Raw genomic sequence first — 17072 nt, 5'->3', positions numbered from 1 at the left:
CATGCGGATCGACGTCGTCACGATCTTCCCCGAGTACCTGGAGCCGCTGAACGTCTCGCTGGTCGGCAAGGCACGGGCGAGCGGGCGGCTCGACGTGCGGGTGCACGACCTGCGCGGGTGGGCGTACGACCGGCACAACACGGTGGACGACACCCCGTACGGCGGCGGACCCGGCATGGTCATGAAGACCGGCCCCTGGGGCGAGGCGCTCGACCAGACCCTCGCCGACGGCTACGAGGCGGGCGCCCGCCGCCCCGCGCTCGTCGTCCCCACCCCCAGCGGCCGGCCCTTCAGCCAGGCGCTCGCCGTCGAACTCTCCGCCAGCCCCTGGCTGATCTTCACACCCGCCCGCTACGAGGGCATCGACACCCGCGTCACCGACGAGTACGCGACCCGGCTGCCGGTCCACGAGGTCTCCATCGGCGACTACGTGCTGGCCGGCGGCGAGGCGGCGGTCCTGGTGATCACCGAGGCGGTGGCCCGGCTGCTGCCCGGCGTCCTCGGCAACGCCGAGTCGCACCGCGACGACTCCTTCGCGCCGGGACCGATGGCCAATCTGCTGGAGGGCCCGGTCTACACCAAGCCGCCGCAGTGGCGCGGGCGCGGCATCCCCGACGTGCTGCTCAGCGGCCACCACGGCAAGGTCGCGCGCTGGCGGCGGGACGAGGCGCTGCGCCGTACCGTCGCCAACCGGCCCGACCTGGTGGAGCGTTGCGACCCCGCGGCCTTCGACAAGAAGGACCGCGAGATGCTCTCCATCCTCGGCTGGGGCCCCGGCCCCGACGGCCGATTTGGGCCCAGCCCGGAGGCCGTGGAAGAATGAGCCGCTGCTGTCCGTCCGGCGCGCGCCCCTGCCACAGGGGGAACGACGTCCGTCCGACGCGGCGGCACCCCATTTTTTGGCAAATCCGCATCGCGACATTCCGTCGATGACCTGTGGCATCGGCGAGGAAGCAGAATCTCATGCCCAACCTGATCGACAGCGTCAACAGCGCCTCGCTGCGCACCGACGTCCCGGCCTTCCGCCCCGGCGACACCGTCAACGTCCACGTGCGCGTCATCGAGGGCAACCGCTCCCGTGTGCAGCAGTTCAAGGGTGTTGTCATCCGCCGCCAGGGCGCGGGCATCAGCGAGACCTTCACGGTCCGCAAGGTCAGCTTCTCCGTCGGCGTCGAGCGCACGTTCCCCGTGCACACCCCGATCGTCGAGAAGATCGAGGTCGTCACCCGCGGTGACGTCCGTCGCGCGAAGCTGTACTACCTCCGTGAGCTGCGCGGCAAGGCCGCGAAGATCAAGGAGAAGCGCGACAACTGATCCATGGGAAGGCCGGATAAGCTCTGGCCTCGATGGACAGCGAAGCGACACTTCCGGAACGCGACCGTTCCTCTCCCGCCGACGAGGCGGATACGGAGGAGCGGTCGCGTTTCGTCGTGTCAGGACGCGATGCGGCGGGTCCCGGATCCCGGTCCCCGATGCGGGTCCTCGTGCGCGAGGCCGTGCCGCGCTGGTGGGCGGAGTGGCGGCGTACGGTGCTGCTCGCGGTCGGCTGCGTCGTCGCGCTGCTGCTGGTGAGCACGTATGTCGTGCAGCCCTTCCAAGTGCCCAGCGGCTCCATGGAGAACACGCTGCGGGTCGGCGACCGGGTGCTGGTCAACAAGCTGGCGTACCGTTTCGGCGGCCATCCGCGGCGCGGGGACGTGATCGTCTTCGACGGCGACGGATCGTTCACTCAGCAGGGTGGGACGGACTACGTGAAGCGCGTCATCGGCATCGGCGGCGACCGCGTCACCTGCTGCGACAAGCAGGGCAGGCTGCTGGTCAACGGCCGCCCGCTGGACGAGGGCTACCTCTTCCCCGGCGACGCGCCCTCGCGGGTACCTTTCGACATCGTGGTGCCGGACGGAAGGCTGTGGGTGATGGGCGACCACCGCGACGACTCCCGCGACTCACGGGACCACCTCGGGGAACCGGGCGGCGGCACCGTACCGCTCGGCAAGGTCATCGGCCGCGCCGAGTGGATCGGCTGGCCGTTCGGCCACTGGACCCGGCTCAACCGCCCCGCGACCTTCGCCGCCGTCCCCGCACCCGCCGCGGGTCACCATGGGTAACCGCGGGCGGCCCCGCTACGGCCACCACCGCGCCGCCCCGGTGACGGGCGCGGCGGGCTCCGGCGCGGGCGGCGCCCCGGGAAGCGGCACGGGCGACGGCGCGTACGGCGGACCGCCCGGCGGCGGCAGCACCCGTATCGAGCGCCGCAAACTGGCCCGCAAGGTCAAGCGCAAGCGCCGCCGCTCGCTCGCCAGGGAGGTGCCGCTGCTGGTCATGGTGGCCCTGCTGATCGCGCTGGTGCTCAAGACGTTCCTGCTCCAGGCGTTCGTCATCCCGTCCGGGTCGATGGAGCAGACCATCAAGATCGGCGACCGGGTGCTGGTCGACAAGCTCACCCCGTGGTTCGGCGCCGAGCCGCACCGCGGTGACGTCGTGGTCTTCAAGGACCCCGGCGGCTGGCTGCCGCCCGAGGAGCAGAAGAAGCCCGACCCCGTGGTGATCAAGCAGGTGAAGCAGTTCTTCACCTACATCGGCCTGCTGCCGTCCGCCGACGAGCAGGACCTGATCAAGCGGGTCATCGGCGTCGGCGGCGACACCGTGAAGTGCTGCGATGCCGACGGGCGCATCACCGTCAACGGCGTGCCCCTCAGTGAGCCGTATCTTTACGCCGGTAATCCACCCTCAATGATGAAATTCACCGTGCACGTACCGCAGGGCAGGCTCTGGGTGATGGGCGACCACCGGTCGGATTCGGCCGACTCGCGGTACCACACGGACAAGCCCGGAGGCGGCACGATTCCGCTGAATCTGGTGGTGGGAAGGGCCTTTGTCATCGCCTGGCCGTTCGGTCACTGGGAGCGACTGAAGGAACCCGGCACGTTCGCGTCCGTCCCCGACGCGCAGGTGGCGGCGACCGCGGCCACAGCCGGGACGGCTAGGGTGGCCCAGGCCAACAACGGCCAAGGATCGAGCCAGACACCGACTCCTGCGGAACTCCCGCTCGTTATGGGAGTGGCGGGCCTGCGCCGGAAACGGGGCAGGCGGCGGACTGGAGTGAGGAGTGGATGTGGGGGACCTGGTGGTCGGCGCACGGTCTGGATCCGGCGAGCCCGAAAAAGGGGATGTCACGGTGCCGTCTGTCGACAAGTCGGAGGCCGATGGCCGAGTCCCCGAGCCCGCGGACAGTACGGAGTACGGCGGCGGGCAGTACCCGGGCGGCGGGTCGTACCCCGGCAGCCACGCCGATGCGGGTCAGGTTCCCGGCCAGGCTCCGGAGGCCCCCGCGGGGCCGGCGGACGGCACGGACCCGCGGGACCCCGCGGCGGGCGGTCCCGCTGACCGCCCCCAGGGCCCCGGCGGCCCCGGGGACCCCGGCTCGGGTGACGAGCCGCCGTCCCACTCCTCGGGCGGCTCCGCGAGCAAGAACCGGTCGTTCTGGAAGGAACTGCCGCTCCTGATCGGCATCGCGCTGGTCCTGGCGCTGCTGATCAAGACCTTCCTGGTGCAGGCGTTCTCCATCCCGTCCGACTCCATGCAGCACACTCTGGAGCGCGGCGACCGCGTCCTGGTCGACAAGCTCACCCCCTGGTTCGGCTCCAAGCCGAGCCGCGGCGAGGTCGTCGTCTTCCACGACCCGGGCGGCTGGCTCGGCGAGAATCCGCCCGCCAGCGGCAACGCGGTGACCAGGGGCGTGCAAAAGGGCCTGAGCTTCATCGGCCTGATGCCGTCCGCCGAGGAGAAGGACCTGATCAAGCGGGTCATCGGCGTCGGCGGTGACACGGTCGAGTGCAACGGCACGGGACCGGTGAAGGTCAACGGCAAGGCGCTGGACGAGCCGTACGTCTTCGCGGGCAACACCCCCTGCACCCCCGACCGGCCGTTCAAGGTCACCGTGCCCAAGGGCCGGATCTGGGTCATGGGCGACCACCGCCAGGACTCCCTCGACTCCCGCTACCACATGACGCTGCCCGGCGGCGGCACCGTGTCCGACAACGAGGTCGTCGGCCGCGCCGTGACGGTGGCCTGGCCGGTCAACCGCTGGGACTGGCTCTCCATCCCCAGCACCTTCAGCCAGCCGGGCATCAACGCGGCGGGCACCGCGGGCCCGGCCGCGGTGGGCCTCCTCGGTGCCGCGCCGCTGGTGCTGATGCGCCGCCGCAAGCTGCTGCGCGCACAGCCGCCGGTCACTGCGGAGACGGAAGAGGACTGACGGACGTACCCGGCCCGCGGCGGCGGGCGCCCGATCGAGCACCGACGGGCGTCCGGGCCTACGGTCCGGGGCGTACCGCCGGGTAGGGTTCCGGTCCATGAGCAGCAGCAGTGCGATACGCAAGGGTGAGGGCCGGTTCGGACGTACGGTGTCCGGGCTGGCCATCGCTCTTGGCTGTGCCCTGTTCCTCGGCGGCTTCGCCTGGGGAGCGGTCGAGTACCGGCCGTACACAGTGCCCACCAATTCCATGCAGCCGACCGTGCAGCCGGGCGACCGGGTGCTGGCCCAGAAGGTCTCCGGCTCCGATGTGCGCCGCGGCGACGTGGTGGTCTTCCAGGACAAGCTCTGGGGCGACCTGCCCGAGGTCAAGCGGGTCGTCGGCGTCGGCGGCGACGTCGTCAAGTGCTGCGACACCCAGAGCCGCCTCACGGTGAACGGCACGGCGGTCGACGAAGAGGGCTATCTCGACGGCTCCGACGCCTCCGCCGCACCCGGTGGCTCCGGCCTTCCCGGCGTTCCCGCCTCCGTGACGAAGTTCAGCACCACGGTGCCGCGCGGCTCGCTCTTCCTGCTCGGTGACAACCGCGCGGTCTCCCAGGACTCCCGTATCCGCCTCAGCGACGCCCAGCACGGCGCGGTCCCCGTGAGCGCCGTGAAGGGCCGCGTGGACGGCACGGTGTGGCCCATGGGGCGGATGGGGACGCTGTCGCCCACGACCGCCTTCAAGGCCGTGCCGGGCGGCGGTACGTCCGCCGAGGGGCCGCTGCGCTGGATCGTCGTCATGGTGGTCGTGGGCGCCGTGCTGATTCTCGGCGGCGCGGCGTACGGACCGGTGGCCGGGCTGCTGAGGCGGCGCAGGTGACCGTGGTGCGTCGGCGCGTCGCCCGTGTGGTGCTGCTCGACCCGGCGGACCGGATCCTGCTGCTGAACGGCGTCGATCCGGCCGATCCGGCGGTGGGCTCGTGGTTCACGCCGGGCGGCGGGGTCGAGGGCGGTGAGAGCCTGGAGGAGACGGCGCTGCGCGAGCTCGCCGAGGAGACCGGCATCACCGATGTACGGCTCGGCCCGGTGCTGTGGGAGCGGACCAGCTCCTTCAGCTTCGACGGGCGGCGCTGGGAGCAGGACGAGTGGTACCACCTGGGCCGTACCGACACCGTCGACGTCGACACCAGCGGCCAGACGGACCTGGAACGCAGAAGTGTCTCGTCGTTGCGCTGGTGGACCTGCGAGGAACTTTTGCGCACTCGTGAGACGGTGTACCCCATCAGACTCGCTGAGCTGCTGCGTACGCTGCTCGGCGAAGGCCCCCCGCAATCCCCGATCCCCCTGGGGACGGAGCGCGACTGACGCACAATGGGGGGCACGTACGGCTGAAGGGGAACATGCCATGAGCGCCGAGGACCTCGAAAAGTACGAGACCGAGATGGAGCTGAAGCTCTACCGGGAGTACCGCGATGTCGTTGGCCTGTTCAAGTACGTGATCGAGACCGAGCGGCGCTTCTACCTCACCAACGACTACGAGATGCAGGTGCACTCGGTCCAGGGTGAGGTCTTCTTCGAGGTCTCGATGGCCGACGCCTGGGTCTGGGACATGTACAGGCCCGCCCGCTTCGTCAAGCAGGTCCGTGTCCTCACGTTCAAGGACGTGAACATTGAGGAGCTGAACAAGGCGGATCTGGATCTGCCGTCGGACGAGTCGGGCTTCAATAGTTGAAGCTGAGGCCCTTTTGAGAGGGCCTTCGGGGGTGCCGGTGCGCTCTTGGTGGGGCGCGGGCCGGGTGCTGGCGCGGGCCCAGGCGCGGGGCGCGGTGCGGGGTCGCGGCGCGGGCCCCGGTGCATGGGCGCGGCGCGGGCCACGGTGCGGGGTCGCGGGGAGTTATCCACAGGCTGGGACCAAGATCATCTTCGGCGGTCGAACTCTGTCACAGTGAGTGACGGAGGTGGTACGCATGAACGCACGAGGTGCGCTGGGGCGGTACGGCGAGGGGCTGGCGGCCCGCAGGCTGGAGGACGCGGGACTGACCGTGCTCGACCGGAATTGGCGGTGCGGGCGCGACGGGGAGATCGACATTCTGGCGTCCGAGGGGGACGCCCTGGTGGTGTGCGAGGTGAAGACCCGCCGTGACGGCGGCTTCCAGCACCCCATGGCGGCGCTCGGACCGCGGCAGATCCACCGGCTGCGGTCGCTCGCCGACCGCTGGGCGGCGGAACACGGCGGCGCGCCACCGGGCGGCGTGAGAATCGACCTGGTCGGCGTCCTGCTGCCCGCCCGCGGCGCGGCCCGCGTCGAGCATGTGCGGGGGGTGGCGTGATGGGCTTCGCCCGTACGTGCTCGGTCGCGCTGATCGGCGTCGAAGGCGTCGTGGTCGAGGTCCAGGCCGACCTCGAACCCGGCGTGGCGGCCTTCGCCCTGGTCGGCCTGCCCGACAAGAGCCTCACCGAGAGCCGCGACCGGGTGCGCGCTGCGATCGTGAACAGCGGCGAGGTCTGGCCGCAGAAGAAGCTCACCGTCGGCCTCAGCCCGGCCTCGGTGCCCAAGGGCGGTTCGGGGTTCGATCTCGCCGTGGCGTGTGCGATCCTCGCCGCCAACGACCGCATCGCCCCCGGATCCATCGCCGATCTCATGATGATCGGTGAGCTGGGACTCGACGGACGGGTCCGCCCGGTCCGCGGGGTGCTGCCCGCCGTCCTGGCGGCGGCCGACGCCGGATACCGGCACGTCGTGGTGCCGGAGCGCACCACGGCCGAGGCATCCCTGGTCCCGGGCGTCTCCGTCCTCGGCATCCGCACCCTGCGGCAGCTCGTCGCCCTCCTCAACGACGAGCTGGCCCCCGAGGAGGACCAGGACCCGGCGCGGGCGGACGGCCGCCCCGACCCGATACTGGCCGGGCTGACCGTGCCGGGCGGCGGCGTCGGGACCGGACTGGCCGGCAGCCTCGGCGACGCCTCGCTCACCGGGCACGGCCCCGACCTGGCCGACGTCGCCGGACAGCGGACCGCCCGCACCGCGCTGGAGGTCGCCGCCGCCGGCGGACACCATTTGTATCTGAAGGGCCCGCCGGGCGCGGGCAAGACGATGCTCGCCGAGCGGCTGCCCGGCATCCTGCCGCCGCTCACCCGCCAGGAGTCCCTGGAGGTCACCGCCGTCCACTCGGTGGCGGGCATCCTCCCGCCAGGACGGCCCATGGTCGACGCCCCGCCGTACTGCGCGCCGCACCACTCGGCCACCATGCCCTCGCTGGTCGGCGGTGGCAGCGGACTGCCCCGACCGGGCGCGGTCTCGCTCGCCCATCGCGGGGTTCTCTTTTTGGACGAGGCTCCGGAATTCAGCGTGCGGGCGCTGGAGGCGCTGCGGCAACCGCTCGAATCGGGCCATGTCGTGGTCGCCCGCGCGGCGGGCGTGATGCGGCTCCCGGCCCGCTTCATGCTGGTGCTCGCCGCCAACCCCTGCCCCTGCGGGCGCTACTCGATGCTGGGCGAGGGCTGCGACTGCTCGCCCACCGCCGTCCGCCGCTACCAGGGCAGGCTTTCGGGGCCGCTGCTGGACCGCGTCGACCTGCGCGTCGAAGTGGAATCCGTCAGCAGATCCGACCTCCTCGGCCAGGGCCCCGGCGAATCCACGGCCACCGTCGCCGCCCGGGTCGTCGCCGCGCGCGAGCGGGCCGCGGCCCGCTACCGGGACACCCCCTGGAAGCTGAACAGCGAGATCCCCGGCCACGAGATGCGCACCCGCTGGCACGTCGCCCCCGGCGCCCTGCACCCCGCCGAGCGCGACATGGAACGCGGCCTGCTCACCGCCCGCGGCCTCGACCGCGTCCTGCGCGTCGCCTGGTCCCTCGCCGACCTCGCGGGCCACGACCGCCCCGATGTCGACGACGTCTTCCAGGCGCTCCACCTCAGGACCGGTGTCAGCCGCGGGGTGCCCGTAGCGGGAGGTGTGTGATGCGGCGGCGGAGGGGGTCGCCGGGCCCCGATGGGGCCGGGCCGCCGGGGGAGGAGACGGCCACCGGATCGGCCGCCGAGGTTGGCGCAGGGAGGGTCCGGGGTTCGCAGGCCGCCGATGGCTCTCAGGTCGGCGCCGCGCCTGGTGGGGCCGGTCCACCGACGCTGGCGGTGCCCCCGCCGACGGTGCCCGCTTTGGCGGTACCTGCCTTGGCGGCTGCCGTGCCGGAGGCGGAGCGGTTGGCGCGGGTGGCGATCACGCGGATCGCGGATCCCGGGGACGAGGTGGTGGGGCGGGCGCTGCGGGAGAGGGGAGCCGAAGAGGTGCTGCGCGCGCTACGGGAAGGGGAGGCGCTGCCCGGAGCCGGTCCGCGGCGGACCGACGGATACCGGACGCGGTCGGTTCGGGCCGACCCCGAGGGGGATCTGGAGGCCGCACGCCGGGCCGGAGGACGGTTCGTCTGCCCCGAGGACGCCGACTGGCCGGGGCAGTTGGACGACCTCGGGCCGCAGCGCCCGTACGGCCTGTGGGTACGCGGGCAGCCGTCGCTACGGCTGTGGGCACTGCGCTCGGTGGCCGTGGTCGGCGCACGGGCCTGCACCGACTACGGCGCCCACATGGCGGCGCGGCTCGGCGGGGGACTGGCGCGGGCGGGCTGGGTGGTGGTCTCGGGAGCCGCCTACGGGGTGGATGGTGTGGTGCACCGGGGCGCGCTGCGGGCGGGCGGCGCCACCATCGGCGTGGTGGCCAGCGGCGTCGATGTGCCGTACCCGCCGGGCAACGCCCAGTTGATCGGCGAGATCGCCGAACGCGGCCTGCTCGTCGGTGAACTGCCGCCGGGCGACCACCCCACCCGCAGCAGATTCGTGCTGCGGAACCGGGTGATCGCCGCCCTGACCCGCGGCACGGTGGTGGTCGAGGCGCGCTACCGCAGCGGTTCCCTGGTCACCGCGCGGCGGGCCGCCCAGTTGGGGCGGGTGACGATGGGGGTGCCGGGGCCCTGCACGAGCGGTCTGTCGGAAGGGGTGCACGAACTGCTGCGCGGGGACGCCGTGGTGGTGACCGACGCGGCCGAAGTCATCGAGATGGTGGGGGAGATCGGCGCCGACCTCGCACCCGCCCGCCGCGGACCCGTACTGCCGCGCGATCTGCTCGACCCGGCGGCGGCCCGCGTGCTGGAAGCGCTCCCCGGCCAAGGGGACGCCTGCGAAGAGGAGATCGCCCTCGCCGTGGGGTCCACCAGCGACGACACGCTGAGACGGCTCTACGAATTGCAGGCCCTCGGCTTCGTCGAACGCGACGACGGGCGGTGGAAGTTGGTCCGTACCGCGCACGACGGCGCGCCGCGTCGGGAGGGTTGACGCCATCGACACACCATCAGGTGACAGGAAACCGCCGTGACCTGGGACGATCGTAGGACCGGCCGTGGGCGGCCCGGCGGCCCACCATGATGACCCGAGGGGCTCCCGCGCGGGCCCCGTACCGGGCGGTATAGCCGGTCCGGTGAGCGCGCACCGGTAGAGGAACGTATCTGCGCATGTCCCATACGGATGATGTAGCAATAAGCGACACTATGGTCACGCTACGCTCGCGGAGGCTCGATTTCCCGCCCACGTCTCGGCAGAACGGCTCAAAACGGCACATGCCCCAGTACACCCCCGGGTCCGAGCGGGCGACGGCGGCGACCGCCCCCCGCACCTCCCCTCGGCCAGCCGCCCCCACGTCGCTCGACGAACTGTGGCGGACCTATAAGTCCACGGGGGACGCCCGGCTGCGGGAGCAGTTGATCCTGCACTACTCGCCGCTGGTGAAGTACGTGGCGGGCCGGGTCAGCGTCGGACTCCCGGCCAACGTCGAGCAGGCCGACTTCGTCTCCTCCGGGGTGTTCGGACTCATCGACGCGATCGAGAAGTTCGACCCGGAACGCGCGATCAAATTCGAGACCTACGCGATCACCCGTATCCGCGGCGCCATGATCGACGAACTGCGCGCGCTCGACTGGATCCCGCGCTCCGTCCGGCAGAAGGCGCGCGCCGTCGAACGCGCCTACGCCACCCTTGAGGCCAAGTTGCGCCGCACTCCGAGCGAGCCCGAGGTGGCGGCGGAGATGGGCGTCGGGATCGAAGACCTGCACGCGGTGTTCAGCGCGCTGTCCCTGGCCAACGTCGTCGCGCTGGAGGACCTCCTGCACGCGGGCGGCGAGGGCGGCGACCGGCTCAGCCTCGTCGACACCCTGGAGGACACCGGCGCCGACAACCCCGTCGAGGTCGCCGAGGACCGTGAGCTGCGCCGACTGCTCGCCCGCGCGGTCAACACCCTTCCCGAACGCGAGAAGACCGTTGTCACCCTCTACTACTACGAGGGCCTGACACTCGCCGAGATCGGCCAGGTACTCGGCGTCACCGAAAGCAGGGTCAGCCAGATCCACACCAAGTCCGTCCTCCAACTACGGGCAAAGCTGGCCGACGTCGGGCGGTGACAGGCGCGGCACAGTGTCTACAGTGGTGGGATGCCCAGGATTCGAGCGGCCTCGGTGGCCGAACACCGGACGATGCAGCGCCAGGCCCTGCTGGACGCCGCGCGTTCGCTGCTGTCCGAGGGCGGCACGGAGGCGCTGACCTTCCCCGCCCTGGCCGAGCGCACCGGACTGGCGCGCTCCTCGGTCTACGAGTACTTCCGCTCCCGCGCCGCGGTGGTCGAAGAGCTGTGCGCCGTGGACTTCCCCGTCTGGGCCGCCGAGGTCGAGGCCGCCATGCAGGCCGCCGACACCGCCGAGGGCCAGATCGAGGCCTACGTACGCAGCCAGCTCGCGCTGGTCGGCGACCGCCGCCACCGCGCCGTCGTCGCGATCTCCGCCGGTGAACTGGACGCGGGCGCCCGCGAGAAGATCCGTGCCGCCCACGGCGGCCTGGTCACGATGGTCGGCGCCGCCCTCGCGGCCCTCGGCCACGCCGAGCCCCGCCTGACCGCCATGCTCCTGCAAGGCGTGGTCGACGCCGCGGTCCGCCGGATCGAACTGGGCGCCGCAGAAGACCCCGTCCACATCACCGAGTCGGCCGTCACGATGGCGCTGCACGGGGTGACCGGCCGCCCCTGACCCGGACTGCCGCCTCCGCCTTCCGTACCGTCCCGCCCTCCGCCGCGCCGAACACCGGCAGCAGCCGGGAGGGCCCCGCGCGCAGCAGCCACGGCGGCGGCAGGGTCAACGGGTCGAGGTAGACGTCACCCCGCAGGAGGCCCCAGTGGAGGCAACCGGGTGAGCGGTGGACGGCGGAGTCGGTCACCACTCCCAGCGGGCCGCCCGCGGCGAGCCGGGTGCCGACCGCGACCGTCCCCCGTACCGGCTCATAGGTGACGCGCAGGCTCGCGTCCGGCCGGTCGAGCCGCAGCACGACGACATCGGTGCCCGCCACCTTCCCCGCGAAGGTCACCTCGCCGGGAGCCGCCGCCCGCACCACGCTCCCCGGCCCCGCGCGTAAGTCGACCCCGCGGTGTCCCGCGGCATAGGGCGTCGCGGGCGGCTCGAAGGCGCGCAGCACCGCCGGCCGCCCCCGTACTCCCGGCCCTGCCACGGGCCAGCAGCGCGCGTCCGAGCCGGCGCCCGCGCACCCCGCGCCGCCCGCCGTACCGGCGCCGCTCGCCGTTCCCGTGCCGCCAGCCGTCCCCGTGCCGCCGGGGAGGGCCGTCAGCAGGGCCGTCATCACCACCGTCAACCACATGTGAAGTGCCATGGCACGAGCATCCCGGATCCGGGCGGCGAAAGATGATCATGGTCCTGGCCTGTGGATAACTCGGGTGTCGCCCGGCACTCCACCGGTCCCGTACACTTTCTCTGGCGATCCGGGTCACCGGGTCGACTTCGCACGCCCCGCCACCCACTCCCCTCATCGGGACGGTGGCCGCGCCCCTCGGTCCCTCGTGGCACGGCGCGTCGGGACGTCAGGCGCGACCGCCGTCCGGCGGTCGCGATAACCGAGTACCTCAAGGAGTACGGCCATGGCCGTCGTCACGATGCGGGAGCTGCTGGAGAGCGGCGTCCACTTCGGGCACCAGACCCGTCGCTGGAACCCGAAGATGAAGCGCTTCATCTTCACCGAGCGCAATGGCATCTACATCATCGACCTGCTCCAGTCGCTGTCGTACATCGACCGCGCCTACGAGTTCGTCAAGGAGACCGTCGCGCACGGCGGCTCCATCATGTTCGTCGGCACCAAGAAGCAGGCGCAGGAAGCCATCGCGGAGCAGGCTTCCCGCGTCGGCATGCCCTACGTCAACCAGCGCTGGCTGGGCGGCATGCTCACCAACTTCTCGACCGTCTACAAGCGCCTCCAGCGCCTGAAGGAGCTCGAGGAGATCGACTTCGACGACGTGGCCGCGTCCGGCCTCACGAAGAAGGAGCTGCTGGTCCTCTCCCGCGAGAAGGACAAGCTGGAGAAGACCCTCGGCGGCATCCGCGAGATGCAGAAGGTGCCGAGCGCCGTCTGGATCGTCGACACCAAGAAGGAGCACATCGCCGTCGGTGAGGCGCGCAAGCTCCGCATCCCGGTCGTCGCGATCCTCGACACCAACTGCGACCCCGACGAGGTCGACTACAAGATCCCGGGCAACGACGACGCGATCCGTTCCGTCACGCTGCTCACCCGTGTGATCGCCGACGCCGTCGCCGAGGGCCTCATCGCCCGCTCCGGTGCCGCCACCGGTGACAAGAAGGCCGAAGGCGTCGCCGAGCCGCTCGCCGAGTGGGAGCGTGACCTGCTCGAGGGCGAGAAGAAGGCCGACGAGGCGCCCGCCGCCGACGCGACCGCCGCCGCTGCCGAGGCGCCCGCCGCCGAGGCCGAGGCTCCGGCCGACGCCGCTCCGGCCGCCGCCGAGACCGCCGAGGCTCCGGCCGACGCCGCCCCGGCCGCCACGGAGGGCGAGTCCGAGCAGGCCTGAGCCTGTTCCGACCCGTACCGACGGCACACCGGCACCACCGGTCAACCGCACAGCAGCAGGACGCGTATCGCGTACGACGCGTACGACGTGAACCACGCGTGACGACGGCGGGGGCCCATGCCCCCGCCGTCCACCCGTAGATCCACCGACCATTCGGGAAGAGACTTAAACCCATGGCGAACTTCACCGCCGCTGACGTCAAGAAGCTCCGCGAGCTGACCGCCGCGGGCATGATGGACTGCAAGAACGCCCTTGTGGAGGCCGAAGGCGACCTGGACAAGGCCGTCGAGATCCTTCGGGTCAAGGGCCAGAAGGGCGTCACCAAGCGCGAGGGCCGCTCGGCCTCCAACGGTGCGGTCGTCTCCCTGATCGCCGCCGACAACTCCGAGGGCGTCCTCGTCGAGCTGAAGTGCGAGACGGACTTCGTCGCCAAGGGCGACAAGTTCGTCGCCGTGGCCGACGCCATCGCCGCCCACGTCGCCGCCAGCAAGCCGGCCGACATCACGGCGTTGCTCGGCTCCGAGATCAAGGACGGCCAGACCGTCCAGGCGTACGTGGACGAGGCGAACGCCACCCTCGGCGAGAAGATCGTGCTCGACCGCTTCGCCCAGTTCTCCGGCACCTACGTGACCTCCTACCTGCACCGCACCAGCCCCGACCTGCCCCCGCAGGTCGGTGTCCTGGTCGAGCTGGACAAGGCCGACGCGCAGGTCGCCAAGGACGTCGCCCAGCACATCGCCGCCTTCGCGCCGACCGCCCTGTCCCGCGACGAGATCCCGGCCGAGACGGTCGAGAACGAGCGTCGCGTCGCCGAGGCCACCGCCCGCGAGGAGGGCAAGCCCGAGGCCGCCCTGGCGCGCATCGTCGAGGGCCGGGTGAACGGCTTCTTCAAGGAGAACGTCGTCCTGGAGCAGGCCTTCGCGAAGGACTCCAAGAAGACCGTCCAGAAGGTGCTGGACGAGGCCGGCGTCACGCTGAAGCGTTTCGCGCGTTTCCGCGTCGGCGTCTGATCGCGCTGGACACGAAAGCAGCGAATGACCGACGGCCCGGCTAGGGTCGTACGCGGTCGGCCGCCCGCCGACCGGCCGCAGATGTGACGAGGAGGCCATTGCCGTACAGGGAACCCACGAGGACCCGCGGCAATGGCCTCCTTCGTACGTGCACGAGGAGATCTCCATGGACAAAGGCGCCGATACGGCCCACCACACCACCGCCCACCGCCGCTATCTGCTGAAGCTGTCCGGCGAGGCGTTCGCCGGGGGAGGCGGTCTCGGAGTCGATCCCGACGTCGTGCACGCCATCGCCCGCGAGATCGCCGCGGTCGTCGCGGACGGCTACGAGATCGCCCTCGTCGTCGGCGGCGGCAACTTCTTCCGCGGCGCCGAACTCCAGCAGCGCGGCATGGACCGGGCCCGCTCGGACTACATGGGCATGCTCGGCACGGTCATGAACTGCCTGGCCCTCCAGGACTTCCTGGAGAAGGAGGGCGTCGAGACCCGCGTGCAGACCGCGATCACCATGGGCCAGGTCGCCGAGCCGTACATCCCGCTGCGGGCCGTACGGCACCTGGAGAAGGGCCGCGTCGTCATCTTCGGCGCCGGTATGGGCATGCCGTACTTCTCCACCGACACCACCGCCGCCCAGCGGGCCCTGGAGATCGACGCGGCGGCCATGCTGATGGGCAAGAACGGGGTCGACGGGGTCTACGACTCCGACCCCAAGCTGAACCCGGACGCGGTGAAGTTCGACGCCCTGGAGTACGGCGAGGTCATCACCCGCGACCTGCGGGTCGCCGACCTCACCGCGATCACCCTCTGCCAGGACAACAAGCTGCCGATCCTCGTCTTCGAGCTGCTCGCCGAAGGGAACATCGCGCGGGCCGTGAAGGGTGAGAAGATCGGCACGCTGGTCAACGACCGGGGCTCCAGGGCTTAATGACCCGCCCGAGCGCCGGGTGGTGACACGTCCCGGTTCGCCCGGTCCGGGGATGGACAACAGGCTGCCGGTCGGACACCGTGCAGGAAAGACGCGCGCAGGGGCCCGACCGTCAGGCTCCGCCTTCTGAATACCAGGAGCACATGGTGATTGAAGAGACCCTCCTCGAGGCCGAGGAGAAGATGGAGAAGGCCGTCGTCGTCGCCAAGGAGGACTTCGCGGCGATCCGTACCGGCCGGGCGCACCCCGCGATGTTCAACAAGATCGTGGCCGAGTACTACGGCGCGCCCACCCCGATCAACCAGCTCGCCTCGTTCGCGGTGCCCGAGCCGCGGATGGCGGTGATCACCCCCTTCGACAGCAGCAGTCTGCGCAACATCGAGGAGGCGATCCGCAACTCCGACCTCGGCGTCAACCCGAGCAACGACGGCCGGATCATCCGGGTGGCGTTCCCGCAGCTCACCGAGGAGCGGCGCCGGGAGTACATCAAGGTCGCCAAGACCAAGGGCGAGGACGCCAAGATCTCGATCCGCAGCGTCCGCCGCAAGGCCAAGGAGACCCTCGACAAGCTCGTCAAGGACGGCGAGTCGGGCGAGGACGAGGTGCGCCGCGCGGAGAAGGAGCTGGACGACACGACGTCGAAGTACGTCGCCCAGGTCGACGAGCTGCTCAAGCACAAGGAAGCCGAGCTGCTGGAGGTCTGACCGGGCCGGGCCCCCGGGCCCGCCCCGGAAACACCTCCCCGGACATCTCAGTCCGTCCGGACACGCCCGTCCGGACACGCCCGTCCGGACACGCCCGTCCGGACACGCCCGTCCTGGCACCGTTCCTGACGCCCGTCCGGACACCGGCAGTACGACCGTATGCACGATCCCGCCCTCAGCCCTTCCCGGCCGACACACGACGACGCGAGGCGAAGCTCAGTGAACGACTCTTCCTGGGGCGCTTCGCCACGCGCCGGTCACTGGGGAGCGCCCGAGGACACGGTCACCAACGGCGCGGCCGACGGCTCGATTGCGGATGACACGATCATCTATCCGGCGGGTTCCGCACCCGATTCCGGGCGCGGCAGGAAGACTCCTCCTATGCCAACCGCCCCGGAGCCGACACCGCCGCCGCAGCCCCCCGCGAAGAAGTCCGCAGGGCGGAATCTGCGCGCGGCGATAGGGGTCGGCCTCGGCCTCGGCGCGGTCATCGTCGCCTCGCTCTTCATCGTGAAGGCGGTGTTCGTCGGCGTCGTGATCGTCGCCGCCGCCGTCGGCGTCTGGGAGCTGACCTCGCGGCTGGCGGAGCGCAAGGGCATCCGCGCCCCGCTGATCCCGATCGCGGCCGGCGGTACGGCGATGATCATCGCCGGGTATCTGCGCGGCGCGGACGGCGCCTGGGTGGCGATGGCCCTCACCGCGCTCGCCATCCTCGTGTGGCGCATGACGGAGCCGCCCGAGAACTACCTGCGCGATGTCACCGCCGGCGTCTTCGCCGCCTTCTACGTGCCCTTCCTGGCCACCTTCGTGGTCATGATGCTCGCCGCCGACGACGGCCCGCGCCGCGTCCTGGTCTTCCTGCTGCTCACCGTGATCAGCGACACCGGCGCCTACGCCGTCGGCTGGCGCTTCGGCAAGCACAGGCTCGCGCCCCGCATCAGCCCCGGCAAGACCCGCGAGGGCCTGCTCGGCGCGATCTCCTTCGCCATGGTCGCAGGCGCCCTGCTCATGCAGTACGTCATCGACGACGGCCGCTGGTGGCAGGGCCTCCTCCTCGGCCTCGCCGCCGCCGTCAGCGCCACCCTCGGCGACCTCGGCGAATCCATGATCAAGCGCGACCTCGGCATCAAGGACATGGGCACCCTCCTGCCGGGCCACGGCGGCATCATGGACCGCCTCGACTCCCTGCTCCCCACCGCCCCCGTCGTCTGGCTCCTCCTGGCCGTCTTCGTCGGCACCGGCTGACCCCCCGACGGCCCGCCGCCCGAGCGACAGCCCCCGGACCAGCGGGCGACCG

18 protein-coding genes and 1 pseudogene are annotated in these 17072 nt (G+C 71.4%); 18 read left to right on the top strand and 1 reads right to left on the bottom strand.

What is annotated here, in order from left to right; genetic code table 11:
- The first annotated feature begins 1 nt into the window (after position 1).
- From trmD to ACIOC1_RS05230, 13 genes and pseudogenes are all read left to right on the top strand, one after another.
- A complete protein-coding gene (trmD, locus tag ACIOC1_RS05290) occupies positions 2-823 on the top strand; it encodes a tRNA (guanosine(37)-N1)-methyltransferase TrmD (RefSeq protein ID WP_355346392.1) in 822 nt (273 codons plus the stop codon).
- 140 nt (positions 824-963) lie between these two features.
- Positions 964-1314 carry a 50S ribosomal protein L19 gene (rplS, locus tag ACIOC1_RS05285; protein WP_093716565.1) on the top strand — a complete coding sequence of 117 codons (351 nt, stop codon included), beginning with the start codon at positions 964-966 and terminating at the stop codon, positions 1312-1314.
- Positions 1315-1346: 32 nt separating this feature from the next.
- Complete coding sequence (lepB, locus tag ACIOC1_RS05280; RefSeq protein ID WP_355346395.1) at positions 1347-2108, top strand: signal peptidase I; 762 nt, start codon at positions 1347-1349, stop codon at positions 2106-2108.
- A complete protein-coding gene (gene lepB / locus ACIOC1_RS05275) occupies positions 2101-3387 on the top strand; it encodes a signal peptidase I (RefSeq protein ID WP_401852118.1) in 1287 nt (428 codons plus the stop codon). Before lepB (ACIOC1_RS05280) ends, lepB (ACIOC1_RS05275) begins: the two co-directional genes overlap by 8 nt.
- A 106-nt stretch (positions 3388-3493) precedes the next feature.
- Entirely contained in the window at positions 3494-4258 is a 765-nt protein-coding gene (lepB, locus tag ACIOC1_RS05270) for a signal peptidase I (protein WP_401852752.1), read from the top strand.
- Positions 4259-4355: 97 nt separating this feature from the next.
- The gene (gene lepB / locus ACIOC1_RS05265; protein WP_355346404.1) at positions 4356-5120 is read left to right on the top strand and encodes a signal peptidase I; all 765 of its coding nucleotides are present in this window, start codon (positions 4356-4358) and stop codon (positions 5118-5120) included.
- Positions 5121-5125: 5 nt separating this feature from the next.
- Positions 5126-5605 (top strand): NUDIX hydrolase, encoded by a 480-nt coding sequence (locus tag ACIOC1_RS05260; protein WP_355346595.1) that lies wholly within the window; start codon positions 5126-5128, stop codon positions 5603-5605.
- 40 nt (positions 5606-5645) lie between these two features.
- Entirely contained in the window at positions 5646-5972 is a 327-nt protein-coding gene (locus ACIOC1_RS05255; RefSeq protein ID WP_188281213.1) for a DUF2469 domain-containing protein, read from the top strand.
- A 123-nt stretch (positions 5973-6095) separates the two neighbouring features.
- Positions 6096-6570, top strand: a pseudogene (locus ACIOC1_RS05250) (YraN family protein).
- Positions 6570-8201: a YifB family Mg chelatase-like AAA ATPase gene (locus tag ACIOC1_RS05245; protein WP_401852116.1), complete on the top strand. Its 1632-nt coding sequence runs from the start codon at positions 6570-6572 to the stop codon at positions 8199-8201. The pseudogene ACIOC1_RS05250 and the gene ACIOC1_RS05245 overlap by 1 nt, the downstream one beginning before the upstream one ends.
- Positions 8202-8395: 194 nt before the next feature.
- Positions 8396-9562, top strand: a complete 1167-nt coding sequence (gene dprA, locus ACIOC1_RS05240) for a DNA-processing protein DprA (RefSeq protein ID WP_355346477.1) — start codon at positions 8396-8398, stop codon at positions 9560-9562.
- Between the two features lie 281 nt (positions 9563-9843).
- Positions 9844-10680: an RNA polymerase sigma factor WhiG gene (whiG, locus tag ACIOC1_RS05235; RefSeq protein WP_355346480.1), complete on the top strand. Its 837-nt coding sequence runs from the start codon at positions 9844-9846 to the stop codon at positions 10678-10680.
- Between the two features lie 30 nt (positions 10681-10710).
- A complete protein-coding gene (locus tag ACIOC1_RS05230; RefSeq protein ID WP_355346483.1) occupies positions 10711-11298 on the top strand; it encodes a helix-turn-helix domain-containing protein in 588 nt (195 codons plus the stop codon).
- Here the strand turns inward: ACIOC1_RS05230 and ACIOC1_RS05225 are convergent.
- Positions 11261-11932 carry a peptidoglycan DD-metalloendopeptidase family protein gene (locus ACIOC1_RS05225; protein WP_401852112.1) on the bottom strand — a complete coding sequence of 224 codons (672 nt, stop codon included), beginning with the start codon at positions 11930-11932 and terminating at the stop codon, positions 11261-11263. The two genes, ACIOC1_RS05230 and ACIOC1_RS05225, sit on opposite strands and share 38 nt — an antisense overlap.
- A gap of 265 nt (positions 11933-12197) precedes the next feature.
- On the opposite strand from ACIOC1_RS05225, the gene rpsB reads away from it, so the two are divergent.
- The 5 genes from rpsB (at position 12198) to ACIOC1_RS05200 (ending at position 17020) form a co-directional block, all read left to right on the top strand.
- Positions 12198-13136, top strand: coding sequence for a 30S ribosomal protein S2 (gene rpsB, locus ACIOC1_RS05220; RefSeq protein WP_355346489.1), 939 nt, complete (start codon positions 12198-12200; stop codon positions 13134-13136).
- A 173-nt stretch (positions 13137-13309) separates the two neighbouring features.
- On the top strand, positions 13310-14146 hold the full coding sequence (tsf, locus tag ACIOC1_RS05215; RefSeq protein ID WP_391050340.1) for a translation elongation factor Ts: 837 nt from the start codon (positions 13310-13312) through the stop codon (positions 14144-14146).
- 166 nt (positions 14147-14312) lie between these two features.
- On the top strand, positions 14313-15071 hold the full coding sequence (gene pyrH, locus ACIOC1_RS05210) for a UMP kinase (protein ID WP_355346495.1): 759 nt from the start codon (positions 14313-14315) through the stop codon (positions 15069-15071).
- A gap of 146 nt (positions 15072-15217) precedes the next feature.
- The gene (gene frr / locus ACIOC1_RS05205) at positions 15218-15775 is read left to right on the top strand and encodes a ribosome recycling factor (protein WP_188281238.1); all 558 of its coding nucleotides are present in this window, start codon (positions 15218-15220) and stop codon (positions 15773-15775) included.
- A 219-nt stretch (positions 15776-15994) separates the two neighbouring features.
- Positions 15995-17020 carry a phosphatidate cytidylyltransferase gene (locus tag ACIOC1_RS05200; protein ID WP_401852110.1) on the top strand — a complete coding sequence of 342 codons (1026 nt, stop codon included), beginning with the start codon at positions 15995-15997 and terminating at the stop codon, positions 17018-17020.
- The last annotated feature ends 52 nt before the right edge of the window (positions 17021-17072 follow it).

Origin of the sequence: Streptomyces sp. NPDC088197 (assembly GCF_044741185.1) — a bacterium.
GTDB lineage: Bacteria > Actinomycetota > Actinomycetes > Streptomycetales > Streptomycetaceae > Actinacidiphila.
This window is presented reverse-complemented; position numbering and strand designations above follow the sequence as displayed.